The organism is Rhodococcus pseudokoreensis (assembly GCF_017068395.1).
GTDB classification, from domain to species: Bacteria; Actinomycetota; Actinomycetes; order Mycobacteriales; family Mycobacteriaceae; genus Rhodococcus_F; species Rhodococcus_F pseudokoreensis.
Genome location: NZ_CP070619.1, coordinates 5,506,309 through 5,522,037 on the forward strand (window position 1 = coordinate 5,506,309; position 15,729 = coordinate 5,522,037).

At 66.1% G+C, this 15,729-nt stretch carries 14 protein-coding genes; 8 read left to right on the forward strand and 6 right to left on the reverse strand.

All coding sequences use genetic code 11. The features are described from left to right. Position 1: 1 nt before the first annotated feature. The 3 genes from JWS13_RS30340 to ilvA are packed head-to-tail and all read left to right on the forward strand — an operon-like array spanning position 2 to position 3,725. Positions 2–1,189, forward strand: a complete 1,188-nt coding sequence (locus JWS13_RS30340) for an acyl-CoA dehydrogenase family protein (protein ID WP_206009069.1) — start codon at positions 2–4, stop codon at positions 1,187–1,189. Continuing rightward, positions 1,186–2,427, forward strand: a complete 1,242-nt coding sequence (locus tag JWS13_RS30345) for an acyl-CoA dehydrogenase family protein (protein ID WP_206009070.1) — start codon at positions 1,186–1,188, stop codon at positions 2,425–2,427. The genes JWS13_RS30340 and JWS13_RS30345 overlap by 4 nt, the downstream gene beginning before the upstream one ends. Positions 2,428–2,462: 35 nt before the next feature. Further along, positions 2,463–3,725, forward strand: a complete 1,263-nt coding sequence (gene ilvA, locus JWS13_RS30350; protein ID WP_206011795.1) for a threonine ammonia-lyase IlvA — start codon at positions 2,463–2,465, stop codon at positions 3,723–3,725. Between the two features lie 422 nt (positions 3,726–4,147). On the opposite strand, the gene JWS13_RS30355 is transcribed toward ilvA, so the two are convergent. The 5 genes from JWS13_RS30355 to JWS13_RS30375 form a co-directional block, all read right to left on the reverse strand. Continuing rightward, entirely contained in the window at positions 4,148–5,149 is a 1,002-nt protein-coding gene (locus tag JWS13_RS30355) for a heme-dependent oxidative N-demethylase family protein (protein WP_206009071.1), read from the reverse strand. Between the two features lie 53 nt (positions 5,150–5,202). After that, positions 5,203–5,703: a dimethylamine monooxygenase subunit DmmA family protein gene (locus JWS13_RS30360; RefSeq protein ID WP_206009072.1), complete on the reverse strand. Its 501-nt coding sequence runs from the start codon at positions 5,701–5,703 to the stop codon at positions 5,203–5,205. A gap of 86 nt (positions 5,704–5,789) precedes the next feature. Continuing rightward, on the reverse strand, positions 5,790–6,767 hold the full coding sequence (locus JWS13_RS30365) for a PDR/VanB family oxidoreductase (RefSeq protein ID WP_206009073.1): 978 nt from the start codon (positions 6,765–6,767) through the stop codon (positions 5,790–5,792). 117 nt (positions 6,768–6,884) lie between these two features. Then, positions 6,885–7,280, reverse strand: coding sequence for a cupin domain-containing protein (locus tag JWS13_RS30370; protein ID WP_206009074.1), 396 nt, complete (start codon positions 7,278–7,280; stop codon positions 6,885–6,887). A 296-nt stretch (positions 7,281–7,576) separates the two neighbouring features. Continuing rightward, complete coding sequence (locus JWS13_RS30375; RefSeq protein WP_206009075.1) at positions 7,577–8,473, reverse strand: LysR family transcriptional regulator; 897 nt, start codon at positions 8,471–8,473, stop codon at positions 7,577–7,579. Positions 8,474–8,701: 228 nt separating this feature from the next. On the opposite strand from JWS13_RS30375, the gene JWS13_RS30380 reads away from it, so the two are divergent. The 3 genes from JWS13_RS30380 (at position 8,702) to JWS13_RS30390 (ending at position 11,895) form a co-directional block, all read left to right on the forward strand. After that, a complete protein-coding gene (locus tag JWS13_RS30380) occupies positions 8,702–10,141 on the forward strand; it encodes an amino acid permease (RefSeq protein WP_241032397.1) in 1,440 nt (479 codons plus the stop codon). 95 nt (positions 10,142–10,236) lie between these two features. Next, complete coding sequence (locus JWS13_RS30385; protein WP_206009076.1) at positions 10,237–11,202, forward strand: zinc-binding dehydrogenase; 966 nt, start codon at positions 10,237–10,239, stop codon at positions 11,200–11,202. Between the two features lie 87 nt (positions 11,203–11,289). After that, a complete protein-coding gene (locus JWS13_RS30390) occupies positions 11,290–11,895 on the forward strand; it encodes an NUDIX hydrolase (protein WP_206009077.1) in 606 nt (201 codons plus the stop codon). Between the two features lie 35 nt (positions 11,896–11,930). Here the strand turns inward: JWS13_RS30390 and JWS13_RS30395 are convergent, their stop codons facing one another. Beyond that, on the reverse strand, positions 11,931–12,563 hold the full coding sequence (locus tag JWS13_RS30395; protein ID WP_206009078.1) for a TetR/AcrR family transcriptional regulator: 633 nt from the start codon (positions 12,561–12,563) through the stop codon (positions 11,931–11,933). A gap of 213 nt (positions 12,564–12,776) precedes the next feature. Here JWS13_RS30395 and JWS13_RS30400 point away from each other — a divergent pair, with 213 nt between their 5' ends. Further along, positions 12,777–14,858, forward strand: a complete 2,082-nt coding sequence (locus JWS13_RS30400) for an acetate--CoA ligase family protein (protein ID WP_206009079.1) — start codon at positions 12,777–12,779, stop codon at positions 14,856–14,858. Positions 14,859–14,943: 85 nt separating this feature from the next. Then, positions 14,944–15,723 carry an enoyl-CoA hydratase gene (locus JWS13_RS30405; RefSeq protein WP_206011797.1) on the forward strand — a complete coding sequence of 260 codons (780 nt, stop codon included), beginning with the start codon at positions 14,944–14,946 and terminating at the stop codon, positions 15,721–15,723. The last annotated feature ends 6 nt before the right edge of the window (positions 15,724–15,729 follow it).

The following is a 15,729-nucleotide window of genomic DNA, read 5'->3' on the forward strand; positions in this document are numbered from 1 at the left end:
GATGACCACCACGACTGCGGACTACACCTGGCCCAGCGAACTCGCCGAACTGCGCGACGTCGTCGCGGCATTCCGTGAGCGCCACGCCGGCGAGGCGGCGGTGCGCACGCTCGCCGAGACGACTACACCACTCGATTCGCGAACCTGGCAGATCATGGCCGAACAACTCGGATTGGCCGGACTGACCGTCCCCGAGGAACTGGGCGGTGCCGGGGCGGGCTACGAATTCCTCGCGGTCGCGATGGAGGAACTCGGCAAGTCGCTCCTGCCGTCACCGCTCCTGGCCACGACGGCACTCGCGATCGGCACGCTGATGCGGGCCGGCGACGCGTCAGCGCGCGAGCGCCTGGTTCCGGCCCTCGCGGCGGGGCAGATCACCGGCACGCTCGGTTACACCGGCGCCGACGGTCATTGGGACCCGGCGCGGAAACCACAGGTGCGGGCGACACGGAACGGGGACGGTTGGCGGCTGGACGGCACCGTTCACCACGTCCTCGACGGTGCCTCGGCCGATCTCGTTCTCGTGGTCGCCGACACCGACGAGGGTTCGTCGGTGTTCGCTGCCGAAGGTCCGCTACCCGGCCTCGTCCGCTCGCCGATGGCGACTCTCGACGGCACCCGGAGCCAGGCCCGGCTCGACTTCCACGACGTTCCGGCGACCGCGGTCGGAGTGCTCGGTGCCGCGGCGCCCACGGTCGAGGCCGTCCTCACCCGTGCGGCCGTGCTGCTGGCGGCCGAACAGGTCGGGGGAGCGCAGTACTGCCTCGACACCGCGGTGACATACGCCGGGACCCGCACGCAGTTCGGGCGGGCAATCGGTTCGTATCAGGCGATCAAGCACAAGTGTGTCGATATGTATCTCGAGATCGAATCAGCGCGTGCGGCAGTGTATTACGCTGCGTCCTGTCTGACGGTGAACTCGGCCGACGCCGAGCCGGCCGCGTCCATTGCCAAGACGCTCGCGTCGGCGGCGTTCGACCGCGCCTCTGCCGACAGCATCCAGATCCACGGCGGAATCGGATTCACGTGGGAACACCCGGCGCACTTGTACTTCCGGCGGGCGATCTCCACCCGCGCGCTCTTCGGAGACCCGCGCAGGCACCACGAAGTCGTGGCCGCCTCTCTACTGGACCGAACTACACGCAGCGACGCCTCGACGTCGCCTCCCGAATCCCGGAGGGTGCAATGAAGGTCGACGATGAACGTGTCCTGTCGGACGACGGACTCGAGAACAGAGCCTTGTCGTTTCTGGCCGATCGCCGCCGACGCAGTCGCACGCAGGGTGCACTCGTGTGGGGCGAGGGGGATGACGGTGCGGTAGCGATCTGGGACGACCCCGATCCCGACGTCGAGCGTGCCGAACTCGACGTCGCGCGCACCTACCGCCGCGCGCGCTTCGATGCCGGTTTGGGCTGGCTCGACGGGCCCGTCGAGCACGGGGGCGCGGGGCTGAGCGCCGCATCCCAGCGCCGTTTCGCGGCGCTCGAGGCGCAGTTCGACACTCCCTCACAGGCATTCTTCAAGCTCGACCGGGTGCTGACGCCGATCTTGCTCCGCTACGCGGATCCGGAGATCGCCCGGCAACACGTCCGAGGCCTGTTTCGCGGCGATGTCATCGGATGCGAGTTGTTCAGCGAACCCGGAGCCGGCTCCGACCTCGCGAGTCTCACGACGAAGGCGGTACTGGACGGTGACACCTGGATCGTCGACGGCCAGAAGGTCTGGACGTCGGATGCCCACTACGCCGATATCGGGCTCGCGCTGTGCCGCACCGAATCCCAGGTGTCCGGGCGCAAAGGTCTGACTGCGTTCCTGGTGGACATGCGGCAACCCGGCGTCGAGGTGCGGCCGTTGCGGCAGATCACCGGGGGCTCCTCCTTCAACGAGGTGTTCCTCACCGGTGTCCGCGTCCCCGATTCCCACCGAATCGGGGCCCGCGGTCAGGGGTGGGAGGTGGCGCAGGAAACGTTGAAGATCGAACGCACCGCGATCGGTGTGGGGATGGGGCGGGGCGGTGCCGGTGTGGCCAACGGGGAGCGCCTGGTCGCGCTGGTCCGGTCCCTCGGCCTGGAGAACGACCCCATCGTCCGGCAGCGATTGGCCGAGGTAGTCATGGCGTTCCGGGCGGCGAAGCATCTCCAGCACGTCACCAGCGCACGGCGCCGGGCCGGGGACAACCCGACGGCGTCTCCACTACTTGCGAAGCTGACACTGTCCAACAACCTGCGTTTGGCATCGCGCTTCGTCACCGATCTGCTCGGTCCGCGGCTCGCTGCCGACACCGGCGAATGGGGCACGTTCGCGTGGAATCAGTTCGTCCTCGGAGAGCCGGGCATGCACATCATGGCGGGCACCGACGAGGTAGTCCACAACATGATCGGCGAACAGGTCCTCGGGCTGCCACGAGAACCGCGACCGCAGTCGTGAGCGCCGAGACGGTGCCCTGCCACCACGCCCCGGCAATGGCTCCGGCGCATCTGCCCGCGCTCTGTGTGGCCGACGTCGACGCGGCGGCGGAGCGAATCTCGACGGTCGTGCCGCCGACGCCGCTCGAATATTGTGAGCGTCTGTCGGAACTCACCGGTGCCGAGGTCTACCTCAAACGTGAGGATCTCACCCGCGTCCGTTCGTACAAGTTGCGCGGTGCTTACAACGTCATGGCGCAGCTTTCTCCTCGCGAACGTGAGGCGGGCGTCGTCACGGCTAGTGCGGGCAACCATGCCCAGGGCGTGGCGTATGCGTGCCGGGCCATGGGGGTGGCGGGGCGGATCTACGTGCCCACCCGAACTCCGGAGCAGAAGCGGGATCGCATCCGTGCTCACGGCGGGGCGTTCGTCGAGCTCATTGCGGTCGGCGACACGTTCGACGCGGCGGCGGAGGCCGCGGCTGACGACGTCGCGCGCACCGGGGCCACGATGGTTGCGCCGTTCGACGACGCCCGTACCGCGGCGGGGCAGGGCACCATCGCCCGCGAGCTACTCGCCCAGTTGCCCTCGGCACCGGACCTGGTTCTGGTTCCGGTGGGCGGTGGTGGCTGCCTTGCCGGAATCGGCGCCTACCTGCAGGCCACGTCGTCGTGCACGTCGATCGTCGGGGTGGAACCGTCCGGTGCGGCATCGATGGCCGCCGCGCTCGCCGCGGGCGGTCCGGTGACGCTGCCGGATGTGGATCCGTTCGTCGACGGGACGGCCGTCAAGCGCGTCGGTGACATCCCGTACGCGGTGGTATCCCGTCTCGACCGGATCACGATGACTCGGGTCGACGAGGGTGCGGTGTGCACGGCGATGCTCGACCTGTATCAGAACGAGGGCATCATCGCCGAGCCGGCCGCCGCGCTGTCCGTCGCCGCACTCGCGGGACTGCCGATCGCACCGGGGACGACTGTCGTGTGCGTCATTTCGGGTGGCAACAACGATGTTTCGCGCTACAACGAGGTCATCGAGCGATCCCTCGTGCACCGAGGTCTCAAGCACTACTTCCTGGTGGACTTCCCGCAACAGCCCGGCGCGCTGCGCCGGTTCCTCGATCAGGTGCTCGGTCCCGACGACGACATCACCATGTTCGAGTACATCAAGCGCAACAACCGCGAGTTCGGTGCCGCACTCGTGGGCATCGAACTGCAGGAGGCCGACACTCTGCCGTTGATCCTCGCGCGGCTGGACGCCTCACCACTGGAGGTGCAGCGCATTGCGCCGGGCACACAGGAGTTTCGGTACCTCATCTGACTGACGCAGGTTCTTCCACCGAACCGCCAGGCCCGGGGGTGTTCACAAATTGCGAGCAAGGATGCGGGCATTGGTAGTTCAGTGACCTGACTGGCCGGTAAACACGCGTAACAGGGACCCATGATTACACCTGATTCCGCGTGCAGCGGGCGCCGTCGCGCAATACGGGCGAAGGAAGAGAGGACTGGCTCACCGCAAATGTTCACCCCGTATCTCCGGCCGACGGAGCCTGTGGGCCTGCCGGTTCGCGGTGTTGGTGCTGAAAAACATTTCCGCAGCATCCCGTGGAAATCCCGTGTCAGCGCACTTTTGCTCTGCAGGGGGCAAATTGGGGAGGATGACTGCCCCGAAACCATCTGGGGTGGCAATCCGCAGGGTCCGCAACAGTTGCCCGCTGCCAGGCCGGGCTGATTCCTGGGTGTCTATGTGGACACCGGTTCGGATACGTGGGCGCGTAGCCAGCGGGCTGCCTCGTGGCGGTAGCTGTCGATGCCCTTGTAGGCGGCGATGTCGGCCGGTAGTTCGGAGATGATGGTGGCGAGTTGTTCGCTCCACTCGGGAATGGTGACGATGTCTGACAGCGGTGTCAGGTAGGTATGAATATTGAATACCAGCGCTCCGGTCAAGGGAAGACGAATGAGATGTTCGAGTTCGATCCGTAGTTGCACGCGGCCGTAGTCCCCGGCGGTGGTGAGTGCCGGGAAGTCGTGCTCCCACTCGGGTCGAGTTTCGAGGCTGGTGTCGCGCTGGGGGGATCCGACGGCGGCAAAGGTCCAGTTGACGCGTCGATAGATGCGATCGGTTGTGAGTCGCCGCATGAACTGTTGGGCTCGTCCGGTAATTCCGCCATTCGTCAACCCGGGAACTGGGCGGTGAATCTCGTTGAAGTTCATGCCCACATCGAATTTGACCGACCAGTCGGCGGCGAAGGTCACGAAGGCAGCGTCGAACCAGAGTTGGTCGTGGCGTTCGGTGAGCAGGAGTATGTCGTCGGGAACTTGGCAGCCGATGAAGGTGAGCGGGTCCTCCGGAAGCGTGGACAGCTCACCCATCTCGAAGTGCTGATCGATGTCGAGCAGGGTGTTGCGCCAGTGATAGCGGTTGGTGTCTCGGGTCAGTTGCATGGTGTCCGGGTAGGAGTCGGCCATCTGTCGCATCAGAAAGAGCATGACGTCCCAGCATGCTGGCATCATGTGCGGCAGAATCTGTACGCGACCTGGGTCTTTCGCGAGGATCTCCCGTTTGAGCTGCATCATTGATGCGTATTCGAGTCCGAGATCCACGACGTGCCGCCCCCAGCCGCCGGCCGGGGTCGGTGTGTAGCGGGGCGCGGGCTCGACGTTGACCGCGTACCGGAAGGTGTCCTCGCCGGCGGGGAATGGCCAGGGCAAGCAGTTCAGGTCACTCTCGAGTAGTTCGATCACGGTGCTTCGCTCCAGACAAGGTGGGTGGATTCGGGGAATGGTTTGGCGGCAGCTCAGGCCACTGATGCCAGGTACATCGCGCGATGCGACGACGTGTGTGGTCGCACGAGAAGATCGCGACGACAGCCCGAGCACTCCGCGGTCGTATTCGGTTGGGCAATAGTCCGGGTGGCGGTGTCGCAGTGCGGGCAGTACACGTGGATCGCGTCCACGTGAGTGATGTGGACGAACATCTCGCACGGTAGTACCCCGTGGGACCGTGCCGCCGCCACGGCCTGCATCACCTCGAACTCGGGTCCGCAGATCATGATGCGGATCCCGACTGTGCTCGACGCGATGAGGTCGCCCACGGTGGCGGCGCTGGAAGCGGTGTGTTCCGAGATTGACCGCTGTGCGTCGTGAAGTGCACGAGCCCATTGTTTTGCTTTGGCGGCGGCGCTGGGCGCCTCCCCGAGGATGACCAGAAGGTAGTGGCGTCCGGTCAGATCCATGCTGGCGGCGGTGATTCCGACTGCGCTGGTGGCCGTTCCGGCGTCATGGTCGATGCTCGTCATGGCTGGTGTTCCTTGCGTTCGCGGATTTGATGTGGGCTGGGGAGTGCGCGGGGTTCGGGGTGTGACGCCGCCGGGCGGTGCCGTGGTCACAGGTCCAGCTCCAGTGCACCGGCCGCGCGGGATACGCAGGGCATGAGCGCGTCACCGCGGTCCTTTTCGTCGTCGGTGAGGAACAGGTCGCGGTGTTCGATCCGGCCGCTGCGCACAGGGAGTTTGCACTCCCCGCAGACACCCTGTCGGCACAGATTCGGCACGTTGACCCCTTTGTCGAGAAGGGCCTCGAGCAGGCTGGTGTCGGGACCGACCGGCACCGTGGTTCCTGTGCGGGCGAGGGTGGCGGTGAAGGGTTCACCTGCAGCGGAGATCGCGGACGAGAACGGTTCCGAGTGGACACGCTGAACCGGCCAGCCCCGCGCGAGCGCTGCTTCGGCCACGGCACCGATCATCGGGGCGGGACCGCAGGTGTACAGATGGGTGCCGATCGGTTGGCGGGACAACGCGGGCGTCATGTTGTCCCAGAACTGTTCCGGCGTATGCACAGTCGTGAGACGGCCGTCGCACAGCGACGCCAACTCGGGGAGATGAGCACCGAATCCGGGGCGAAAGGAATAGATCACCTCGAACGAACGGCCCCACTGCACCGCCGCCCGTACGTGCGAGAGGATGGGGGTGACCCCGATGCCGCCGGCGACGAGGACATGGTGGCGAGCAGACGCGACGGGGGCAAATGCGCTGCGTGGGCCGGAGATCGTGATCGGATCGCCGACGGCCAGATTGTGCACCCATCGGGAACCACCGGCACCGGCGGGATCCAGTCGAACCGAGATCGAGTAGTGGTTCGGTTCGATGGCGGGGCCGGTCAACGAGTAGGAATTGCGCGACCCCGGTTTCCAGGTGACCGCGATGTGGCTACCCGGTGTGAAGGAGGGCAGCGTTCCGCCGCCGACGGGTGCGAGCACGACCTCGCGGATGTCCTCGCACAGCATGGTGGTGCCGGTGACGACGACGGACAGTTCGGATGCCACTGCCGTGGATGTGGTGGTCACCTCGATAACCTCAGTCAAGGCAGGTCCTCCAGATCTGCTCGATTGCTAGAGACGGGGCAGGTACGGGCGGAACCGCCGGGGGAGGGCTACGCGCGCCTGCTCACGCCGGTGGTGGCCGTCCTCGGTGTCACGGTTCTACGGCGCGAACGAGCGGTGACCGACGTAGAACGCGAGCGCCCCGGCGGGTGTGGTGAATCGGATCCGCGAGCCTTTGGGGAAGAAGATCGCATCGTTGGGCTTGGCGACCTCCGTCTGGCCGGTGTCGAGGTTCTCGAGGAGGAACTCGCCATCGAGCACCACCTTCATCTCGTCGTATTCGTAGAGGTAATCGAGTGGGGCATCGGTGTGCCGCAGCCCGAAGTACCCGGCTGACATTTCCGAACCGTCCGGGTTGGCGTAGACGTCGTCGATGAACCCTTCCGTGCCGGGGTACTCTGAAGTCGGCATCTGCGGCAACGACTTCCAGAACTCCGTCGTGACGCGGAACGGGGAAACCGTCGTGGTGGACGCGGTGGGGTCAGGGGACATCATCGACTACTCCTCGGATTCAGTGCTTGCGTGCCATATCGGCACTAGAAGGCAACGTGTGTGAAACCAAAGATAGTGTGAGGAAACCCTGAATCGGTTACGGAACTGTTAACGCTGGTGACGTTTCGGTACCGCAATGGAGAAAAATTTGAACAGAAACCATTGTGTTGCAACCGGCTACGTTCTTCTTGATGGGATTGCCAAGCCCGATGGCGGAAAATGGAGAATGCGACGAGGCGACCAGTTTGATAACTACTGGTGGTATCTGTTTCTCTAAGAGAGCTACCGGCTCGAACTGGTCATCCGACGCGGGTGATCAAGCTGTCGTGGTTCGCGGCGATGGATCGCAGTGTCGCGATGGCGGTTCGGACCCGGGCGAGCCGTTGTAATTCTCGCGGCACGATCAGCCAGTACTTGCGCAGTACGGTGACCTCTTCGGGCAGTATCCGCACGAGCGTCGGGTCCGGGTCGCCGACGTAGAGCGGGAGGGCGGAGACGCCGAGGCCGGCGGCGGTGGCGGTCCACTGGCCGGTGATGTTGTTGGTTTGGATGCGCGTGCGGTGCCCGGGGAGGACTTCGTCGAGGATACGCAGCGCCGGCACGTCGAGCAGCGAGTCGACGTACCCGATCAGCGGATGATCGTGCAAGTCGAGGACGTGGGAGATCCGTGGATGCGATTCGAGGTATCCCGCGCTCGCGTACAGACCCAGGCGGTAATCGGCGAGTTCGCTGATGTCCACCGCCCGCGGCGACGGCCGTTCGAGGGTCACAGCGACGTCGAACTCTCGGGTTGCGAGAACGTCGTGCCTTGTGGCGGTCACGATTTCGATGTCGAGGTCGGGGTTCTGTGCGCACAACTCGTCGAGATGGGGGGCGAGGATGAACGCCCCGAACCCGTCCGGGGTGGCGACTCGCACGGTTCCCGACAGTCGCCCGCCGCCCGAGGCGGCCCCTTCCATCGCCGCGAGCAACGCGGATTCGATCGACTCCGCCTGTACCACCAACTCGTGTCCGGCGTCGGTGAGCACCCACCCGGTCGGCACTCGGTCGAACAGCCGGTTCCCCAGTGCCCGCTCGAGGGCGGTGATCCGCCGGCCCACGGTCGAGTGGTTGACACCGAGTCCTTTGCCCGCCGCCACCAGGCGCCCGGTCCGAGCCACTTCGAGGAAATAACGCAGGTCGTCGGCATCGATCACGCCTCACACTAACCGATCGGTGTGCAAATATGCACAGGCGTGTGCCCAATTCGGTGTTGTGATCTGCACCGAACGCAGTGAGACTTGGTTCACACCCCGATGCGGCCGACGCGAAACAGACCTTGTCAGGCCGCGCAGAGATCCTTCGACTCGAGTGGTGCCCAGCGGGAGCGAGCCGCCGCCGGGACTCGGGTTCCGCTCCGTATCGCCTGCAATGAGGAGAAACACGTGCAAGACAACGACACCCACGGAGGGCTGCACACTCCGTTGAAGCAGAAACACCTGACGATGATCGCGTTGGGTGGAACGATGGGGGCGGGACTGTTCATCGGGTCGGGGGCGATCATCAGTGCGGTCGGACCGGCCGCCATCGTCACCTACGCCCTCACCGGGGTGCTGATCCTGCTGGTGATGCGGATGCTCGGTGAGATGGCTGTCGCGAACCCGCGGACCGGTTCGTTCACCGACTACGCCCGTGACGCCATGGGGAACTGGGCAGGCTTCTCCACGGCCTGGCTGTACTGGTACTACCAGATGGTCGTCGTCGGATTCGAGGCCGTCGTCGGAGCGCAGCTGCTGCAACGGTGGATCCACGGTGTGCCAGCCTGGCTCCTGTCGGTCATGCTGCTGCTGGCACTGACCCTGGTGAATCTGGTGTCGGTCGGCAACTTCGGCAGATTCGAGTACTGGTTCGCCGGCATCAAGGTCGCCGCCGTCGTCGCGTTCGTTGCGGTCGGCGTGCTGTTCGTCCTCGGGTTGTGGCCGAACGCGACCATCGACTTCTCCAACCTCACGGCCCACGGTGGGCTCGCCCCCAACGGGGTACTGCCGATGCTCTCCGGTGTCGTTGTCGTCATTTTCTCCATGGTCGGCGCCGAGGTGGTCACCGTGGCCGCCGCCGAGTCGAAGGAGCCGGGCCTGGCGATCAAGCGCGCCGTCAACGCCGTGATCTACCGCGTGCTGTTCTTCTTCGTCACGTCCTCGCTGATCATCGTCACCATCATTCCGTGGGATTCGATCCCGACCGGCGACTCCCCGTTCCTGCACGTGCTGCAGGTGCTCAATATTCCCGGTGTCGCCGACATCCTCAACGTCGTCATCCTGATCGCGGTGCTCTCCTGCCTGAACATCGGCCTGTACTCGACCTCGCGGATGCTGTTCACCCTCGGCTCGAACGGTGAATGCCCCAAGTGGATGACCTCGGTGAACAAGCGCGGTGTTCCGGTCTGGGGTGTGCTCTCGTGCACCACGATCGGCTACGGGTGCATAGCTGTCGCCTATTTCTTCCCCGACAGTGTCTTCCTGTTCCTGATCAACGCCTCGGGAGCGATGATCCTGTTCGTCTACCTGATGATCTGCATCTCGCAGATCATCCTCCGCAAGAAGAACGAGCGAGAGCACGGCGGGAAGCTCGAGTTCAAGATGTGGCTCTTCCCATTCCTGTCGATCGCGGTGACCGCTGTCATCATCTTCATCCTTGCAACTATGCTGTGGGACAGCACCTCCCGAATCTCACTGCTGCAAGGTTTGGCAGTGTGGGCGGTCATCCTCATCGCCTTCGGTATCAAGACCGTCCGCGAGCGTTCACCGTCCGCTCTCACGCCCGGTGCGAGCACCGACCCGAACGAATCCCCGCTCACCGAAACACGAAACCCCGAAAAGGTCTGATCACCTCGACGACTCCCGCCTGTACCCCGCGCACCTTGCCGGGGTACAGGTGTCGTCGAGGATCAACCCTCGACTGAAATACGAAAGGTTCCACCATGCTTGCCGCCTACGCCAATGCCATCGATCCCGACGACCCTGTTTCCGGCCTCGTCGTCGGTGAGCGTCCCGACCCGCAACCTCGCGAGGGGTGGACGACGGTGACGGTGAAAGCGGCGGCACTGAACCACCACGACCTGTGGACCCTGCGCGGGGTGGGTATCCGGCCCGACCAGCTTCCGATGATCCTCGGCGGGGATGCCGCCGGGATCGACGAGGACGGCAACGAGGTCGTGGTGCACTCGGTGATCACCTCGCCCGGGTGGACCGGGGACGACACCCTCGACCCCAAGCGGTCACTGCTCTCGGAGGTCTACGACGGCACCCTGGCCGAGAAGGTGCTGGTCCCGCGCCGCAACCTGGTGGCCAAGCCGGCGTCGTTGACGTTCGAGCAGGCCGCGTGCCTGCCGACCGCGTGGCTGACTGCGTACCGGATGTTGTTCGTCAAGGCGAACCTGGCGCCGGGATCGACCGTGCTGATCCAAGGAGCAGGCGGCGGCGTGTCGACGGCCGCGATCGCCCTGGGCAAGGCCGCGGGTCTGCGAGTGTGGGTCACCGGGCGCACCGAAGCCAAGCGGGAGGCAGCGTTCACGCTGGGCGCCGATCAGGTCTTCGAGTCCGGGGCGCGGCTCCCCGAGCGGGTGGACGCGGTGATCGACAACGTCGGCCAGGCCACCTGGGCGCACTCGCTGAAGTCGCTGAAGCCGGGTGGGGCAATCGTGACTTGCGGTGCCACCTCCGGCCCCAACCCGCCGTCGGACCTGAACCGAGTGTTCTTCCTCCAACTGCAGGTGCTCGGTTCGACGATGGGCACCCGTGAGGAACTGCAGCAACTCCTCGCCCTGCTCGACACCACCGGTCTGCGCCCGCAGATCGACTCGGTCCTGCCGCTGTCCGACGCCGACACCGCACTCAAGAAGCTCGCTGCCGGCGACGTCCAGGGAAAGATCGTGTTGGTGCCCTGAGAGAGGTAAATCGTTGGGCGGAGGCGGCTTCGGGCCGCCTCCGCCCAACCCGTCCGAGGTGGATGCGAAGTCCCAGAAGGGGGCAGTATGTCGACGCTCAACCGGTTCGAACTATCCCGAGCGATCGGACGATTCCGGGCCATCAAACTGCCCCTCGACGGCCGCCGGGCCGCCGCGGTCTGTATCGCGGTCCTGACCACGGACGGTGAACCGGCGATCTGGCTGACCGAACGATCGTCGTCGTTGCGTGCACACCCCGGCCAGTTCGCCTTTCCCGGTGGGCGTATCGACCCCAACGAGACCGCCGCCGAAGCAGCTTTGCGTGAGCTGGAGGAAGAACTCGGGGTCCACGCCCATCACGGCCAGATCATCGGCGAACTCGACGACTTCGCAACGGAATCCGGTTACGTCATCACCCCGTTCGTGGTGTGGATCGGCGACTTCACCGGCACCCTGCACCCGAACCCCGCCGAGGTCGCCCACGTGCACACCGTCACCATGGACGAGGTGGACGCGGACCCCCGATTCGTCACCGACCCCCGAGTCGACGCGCCGATCCTGCAATGGCCCTTCCGCGACGTCGACGTCCACGCCCCGACGGCGGCCATCCTCTACCAATTCCGCGAAGTGGTGCTGCGCCGGCGACCCACCCGCGTCGCCCATGTCGGTCAGCCGGTATTCGCCTGGCAGTGATCAGCCGTCGCGGCCGGTCCCAGCCCTATGAAGCGTCACTTGTCGCCCTCGGCTTCGAACCTGGTTCCCAGCAGCAGCCCGGCGATGTGCCGGAGCATCCGGGCGTTGCGCTCGGGGGTGTAGTCGGGAAGGGCGACAGCAACGGCGGTCATCAAACCGTCTATGGCACAGATGATCCCGTCCGCTACCTCGTCGGCGGACGCGGTCGGGTGGAAAACCGCATCATGTCGTCCGGCGTCGATCACCTCGACAAGCTTCGCGCGCCACGCCGCGTAGATCCGCGCCACGTCCGGAATGAACTGTTCGTTGCGGCTGGCCACCGACGTCGTCGCCAACCACACCGTGCACCGCTCGCGGTCGGTGATGGCGTGCTCGAGCAGTGAGACCATCTTCGTGGCGGGATCGTCGATGTCGTTGGCGAACGTGGCCCATTCCTCGACACGCCGCATGCTCGCCGCGCCGAGCATCGCCTCGATGACCTGGTCACGGTTGTCGAAGTAGTGCTGAATCTTCCCGATCGAGACTCCCGCCTCCTGCGCGATGTCGCGCAAACGCACCTTCTCGATACCGTGCACGCCGATCAGTCGCTCGGCGGCCCCGAGGATGCGCCGCCGGCTCGCGGTGACGAGCGGATCCTCGCCCAGCTGTGTTACGTCCGCCGCAGTCATCAGTTCACAACCCCTCTACCTGCATCTCTTCTGCATTCTTCGAATGCGCAGGTCGCCTCCCGATCGTAGCGTCCGGCACGTGGTCGGGAACCTTCCCTCTTGACCTCACAATAATTCCATATTATTTTGGGATCCACATCACATACTTCCGCAGCATTTCCACTCGTTCCGCTGCCACCACCCCCACCCGCTTCCGAAGACGGAGATCTCTCGATGACCTCACTCGCCCTCGCGCCGCCTCTCACCCGGCGGGACCTGACCGCCCTGTTCGACCCGTCCTCCATCGCGATCGTCGGGGCCAGCAACGATCCGGCCAAGTACGGCAACTGGCTCGCGGTGCGCGCGTTGCGGGATCAGATCCGGCGACCGGCATACCTGATCAACAAGACTCGGCCGACGATCCTCGACCACCCCGCGGTGCCGAGCCTGACCGCCCTGGATGCTCCCGTCGATCTCGCGGTCATCGCCGTACCGGCAGCCGGGTTCGACGAGGCGGTCGACGACGCCATCGCCGCCAATGTCAGGGCGATCGTCGCGATCACCGCAGGACTGGGGGAGTCCGGCGCCGACGGCCTCGCCCGGCAGAACGCCCTCGTCGCACGTCTGCGGGACGCCGAAATCCCGATGCTCGGACCGAACTGCCTCGGCGTGCTCGACAACACCACCGGCCTCGACGCCACGGTCAACGAATTCCGGCCCGGGTCCGTCTCGATCATCTCCCAGAGCGGCAACGTCGCCATCGACCTGGCCGAGCACTTCACCGAGCAGGGCCTCGGCGTCGCCCGGTTCGCCAGCCTGGGCAACTGCGCCGACCTCGATGTCGCCGACCTGATCGACAGTTGCGTCGACCACGAGGGCACCGCGGCGATCGCGGTGTACTGCGAGGGCTTCAAGGACGGCCGCAAGTTCGCCCGCGCCGCCGCCCGCGCCGCCGATGCCGGCAAGCCCGTCGTGCTGCTGTCGGTGGGCCGCGGCGCCGCCTCCACCCGCGGCGCCGCCTCGCACACCGGTTCGCTGGTGACCTCCAGCGTCGTCCTCGAGGCCGTGTGTGAAGCGACCGGAACCGAACTGGTCTCGAGCCCGTTCGAGATGGCCAACCTGCTCCAAGCCCTCGTCCGCACCCGCCCGCCGGCCGGGTCGCGGGTCGCCGTGCTCGCCGACGGCGGAGGCCACGCCTCCCTGGCCAGCGACAGCCTCGAGGACGCCGGGCTGCACGTCGAGGAGTTCTCGGCCGAACTCTCCGCTCGGGTGGCCGGTGAACTGCCCCCGACCGCGGCAACATCGAACCCGATCGACCTGGCCGGCGGCGGAGAGCAGGACATCACCTGCTTTGCCCGCGTCGCCCAGCGGCTGATCGACGCTCCCGAGGCCGACGCGGTCCTGATGACCGGCTTCTTCGGCGGCTACGGCGACTACGACCCCGCGGTCGCGCCCGGCGAGATTCAGGCCGGTCACGACATCGGTGCCCTCGTCGCCGAGTCCGAGGCCAGCTTCATCGCCCAGACCATGTTCGCCGACTCCAAGCCCGCGCAGGCGATGCGAGAGAGCGGAATCGCCGTGTACCGCAACGTCGAACACGCCGCCTGGGCGCTGAGCCGGCTGAGCCGACGTGCCCAGGCCGGTGCGCACCCGCTGCCGGTGCTGCCCGAGCCCGCCGCCCCGCTGACCGAGACCGGGTACTGGCCGGCCCGCCGCGCCCTGACCGCCGCCGGGATCCCCTTCGTTCCCGCCGCCGAGGTGTCGACCATCGCCGAACTCGAGGCCGCGGTCGCCGGACTGCAGTTCCCGCTCGTCCTCAAGGCCCTCGGCGACGAGCACAAGTCCGACAACGGCGGCGTCATCCTCAACATCGCCGACCACACCGCCCTGGTCGAAGCCTGGGACGACGTCCAGGCGCGGCTGGCACCCCCCGTCTGCTCGATCGAGGAGATGGCCGACCTCTCCGGCGCGGTCGAGCTGATCATCGGCGTGCGCCGCGACCCGACGTTCGGACCGATCGTCCTCGTCGGCATCGGCGGCGTGTACACCGAACTGCTCGAGGACACCCGCTGCGCCCTCGGCCCGGTCACCGCAGTCCAGGCGCGTGAGCTGTTGCTGTCGCTGCGAGGGTCCGCGCTGCTCACCGGTTTCCGCCGCAAGCCCGCCGTCGACGTCGACGCTGCCGCCAACCTCGTCGCGACCCTCTCGGCCTACGCCGCCGAGCACCCGGAGATCGGCGAAATCGAATGCAACCCGATCGCAGTCACCCCCACCGCCGCCGTGGCCCTCGACGCCCGCATCATTCTCGACCACTGACAACCCCAGTCCACCAATGATTCCCACAAGGAGTGATAGATCAATGACCGATATCGCCGAACTCAGCGCGCCGTCCACCGACACCGTGAGCACCTACAATTTCCTGATCGTCGAACGCCGGGGTCCGGTCGCGGTGATCACCCTCAACCGGCCGAAGGCCCTCAACGCCCTGTGCAACGAGCTCACCGAGGAACTCACCGCGGCCCTGGACGTCACCGAGGCCGACGACAGTATCGGTGCGGTCGTGCTCACCGGTAGCGCGAAGGCGTTCGCCGCGGGCGCGGACATCAAGGAGATGCAGCCGAAGTCGTTCACCGACGTCTATCTCGAGGATTTCATCACCGCCAGTTGGGAACGCGCCTCCACGACCCGTAAGCCGATCATCGCCGCGGTCGCCGGCTACGCCCTCGGGGGCGGAGCGGAACTGGCCATGAGCTGCGACATGATCATCGCCGCCGACACCGCGAAGTTCGGTCAGCCCGAGATCACCATCGGCATCCTGCCCGGCGCCGGCGGCACCCAGCGCCTGACCCGGGCGGTCGGCAAGTCCAAGGCCATGGACATGGTGCTGACCGGGCGCACCATCGACGCAGAGGAGGCCGAGAAGATCGGTCTCGTCGCCCGCATCGTCTCGGCCGACGACCTGATCGAGGAGGCCGTCGCGATCGCGCAGAAGATCGCCGGGTTCTCCCGCCCGTCGGTGCTGATGGCGAAGGAGGCGGTGAATTCCGCGTTCGAGACCACCCTCGCGGAGGGAATGCGGTTCGAGCGGCGCCTGTTCCACGCGGCCTTCGCCACCGACGGCCAGACCGAGGGTATGGCCGCGTTCCTCGACAAGCGCAAGCCCACCTTCAACCACCGCTGACAGGAG

Coding starts and splice junctions, on each gene's coding strand:
- JWS13_RS30340 (WP_206009069.1), top strand. CDS start 2: ATGACCACCACGACTGCGGACTACACCTGGCCCAGCGAACTCGCCGAA.
- JWS13_RS30345 (WP_206009070.1), top strand. CDS start 1,186: ATGAAGGTCGACGATGAACGTGTCCTGTCGGACGACGGACTCGAGAAC.
- ilvA (WP_206011795.1), top strand. CDS start 2,463: ATGGCTCCGGCGCATCTGCCCGCGCTCTGTGTGGCCGACGTCGACGCG.
- JWS13_RS30360 (WP_206009072.1), bottom strand. CDS start 5,703: ATGACGAGCATCGACCATGACGCCGGAACGGCCACCAGCGCAGTCGGA.
- JWS13_RS30370 (WP_206009074.1), bottom strand. CDS start 7,280: ATGATGTCCCCTGACCCCACCGCGTCCACCACGACGGTTTCCCCGTTC.
- JWS13_RS30385 (WP_206009076.1), top strand. CDS start 10,237: ATGCTTGCCGCCTACGCCAATGCCATCGATCCCGACGACCCTGTTTCC.
- JWS13_RS30390 (WP_206009077.1), top strand. CDS start 11,290: ATGTCGACGCTCAACCGGTTCGAACTATCCCGAGCGATCGGACGATTC.
- JWS13_RS30395 (WP_206009078.1), bottom strand. CDS start 12,563: ATGACTGCGGCGGACGTAACACAGCTGGGCGAGGATCCGCTCGTCACC.
- JWS13_RS30400 (WP_206009079.1), top strand. CDS start 12,777: ATGACCTCACTCGCCCTCGCGCCGCCTCTCACCCGGCGGGACCTGACC.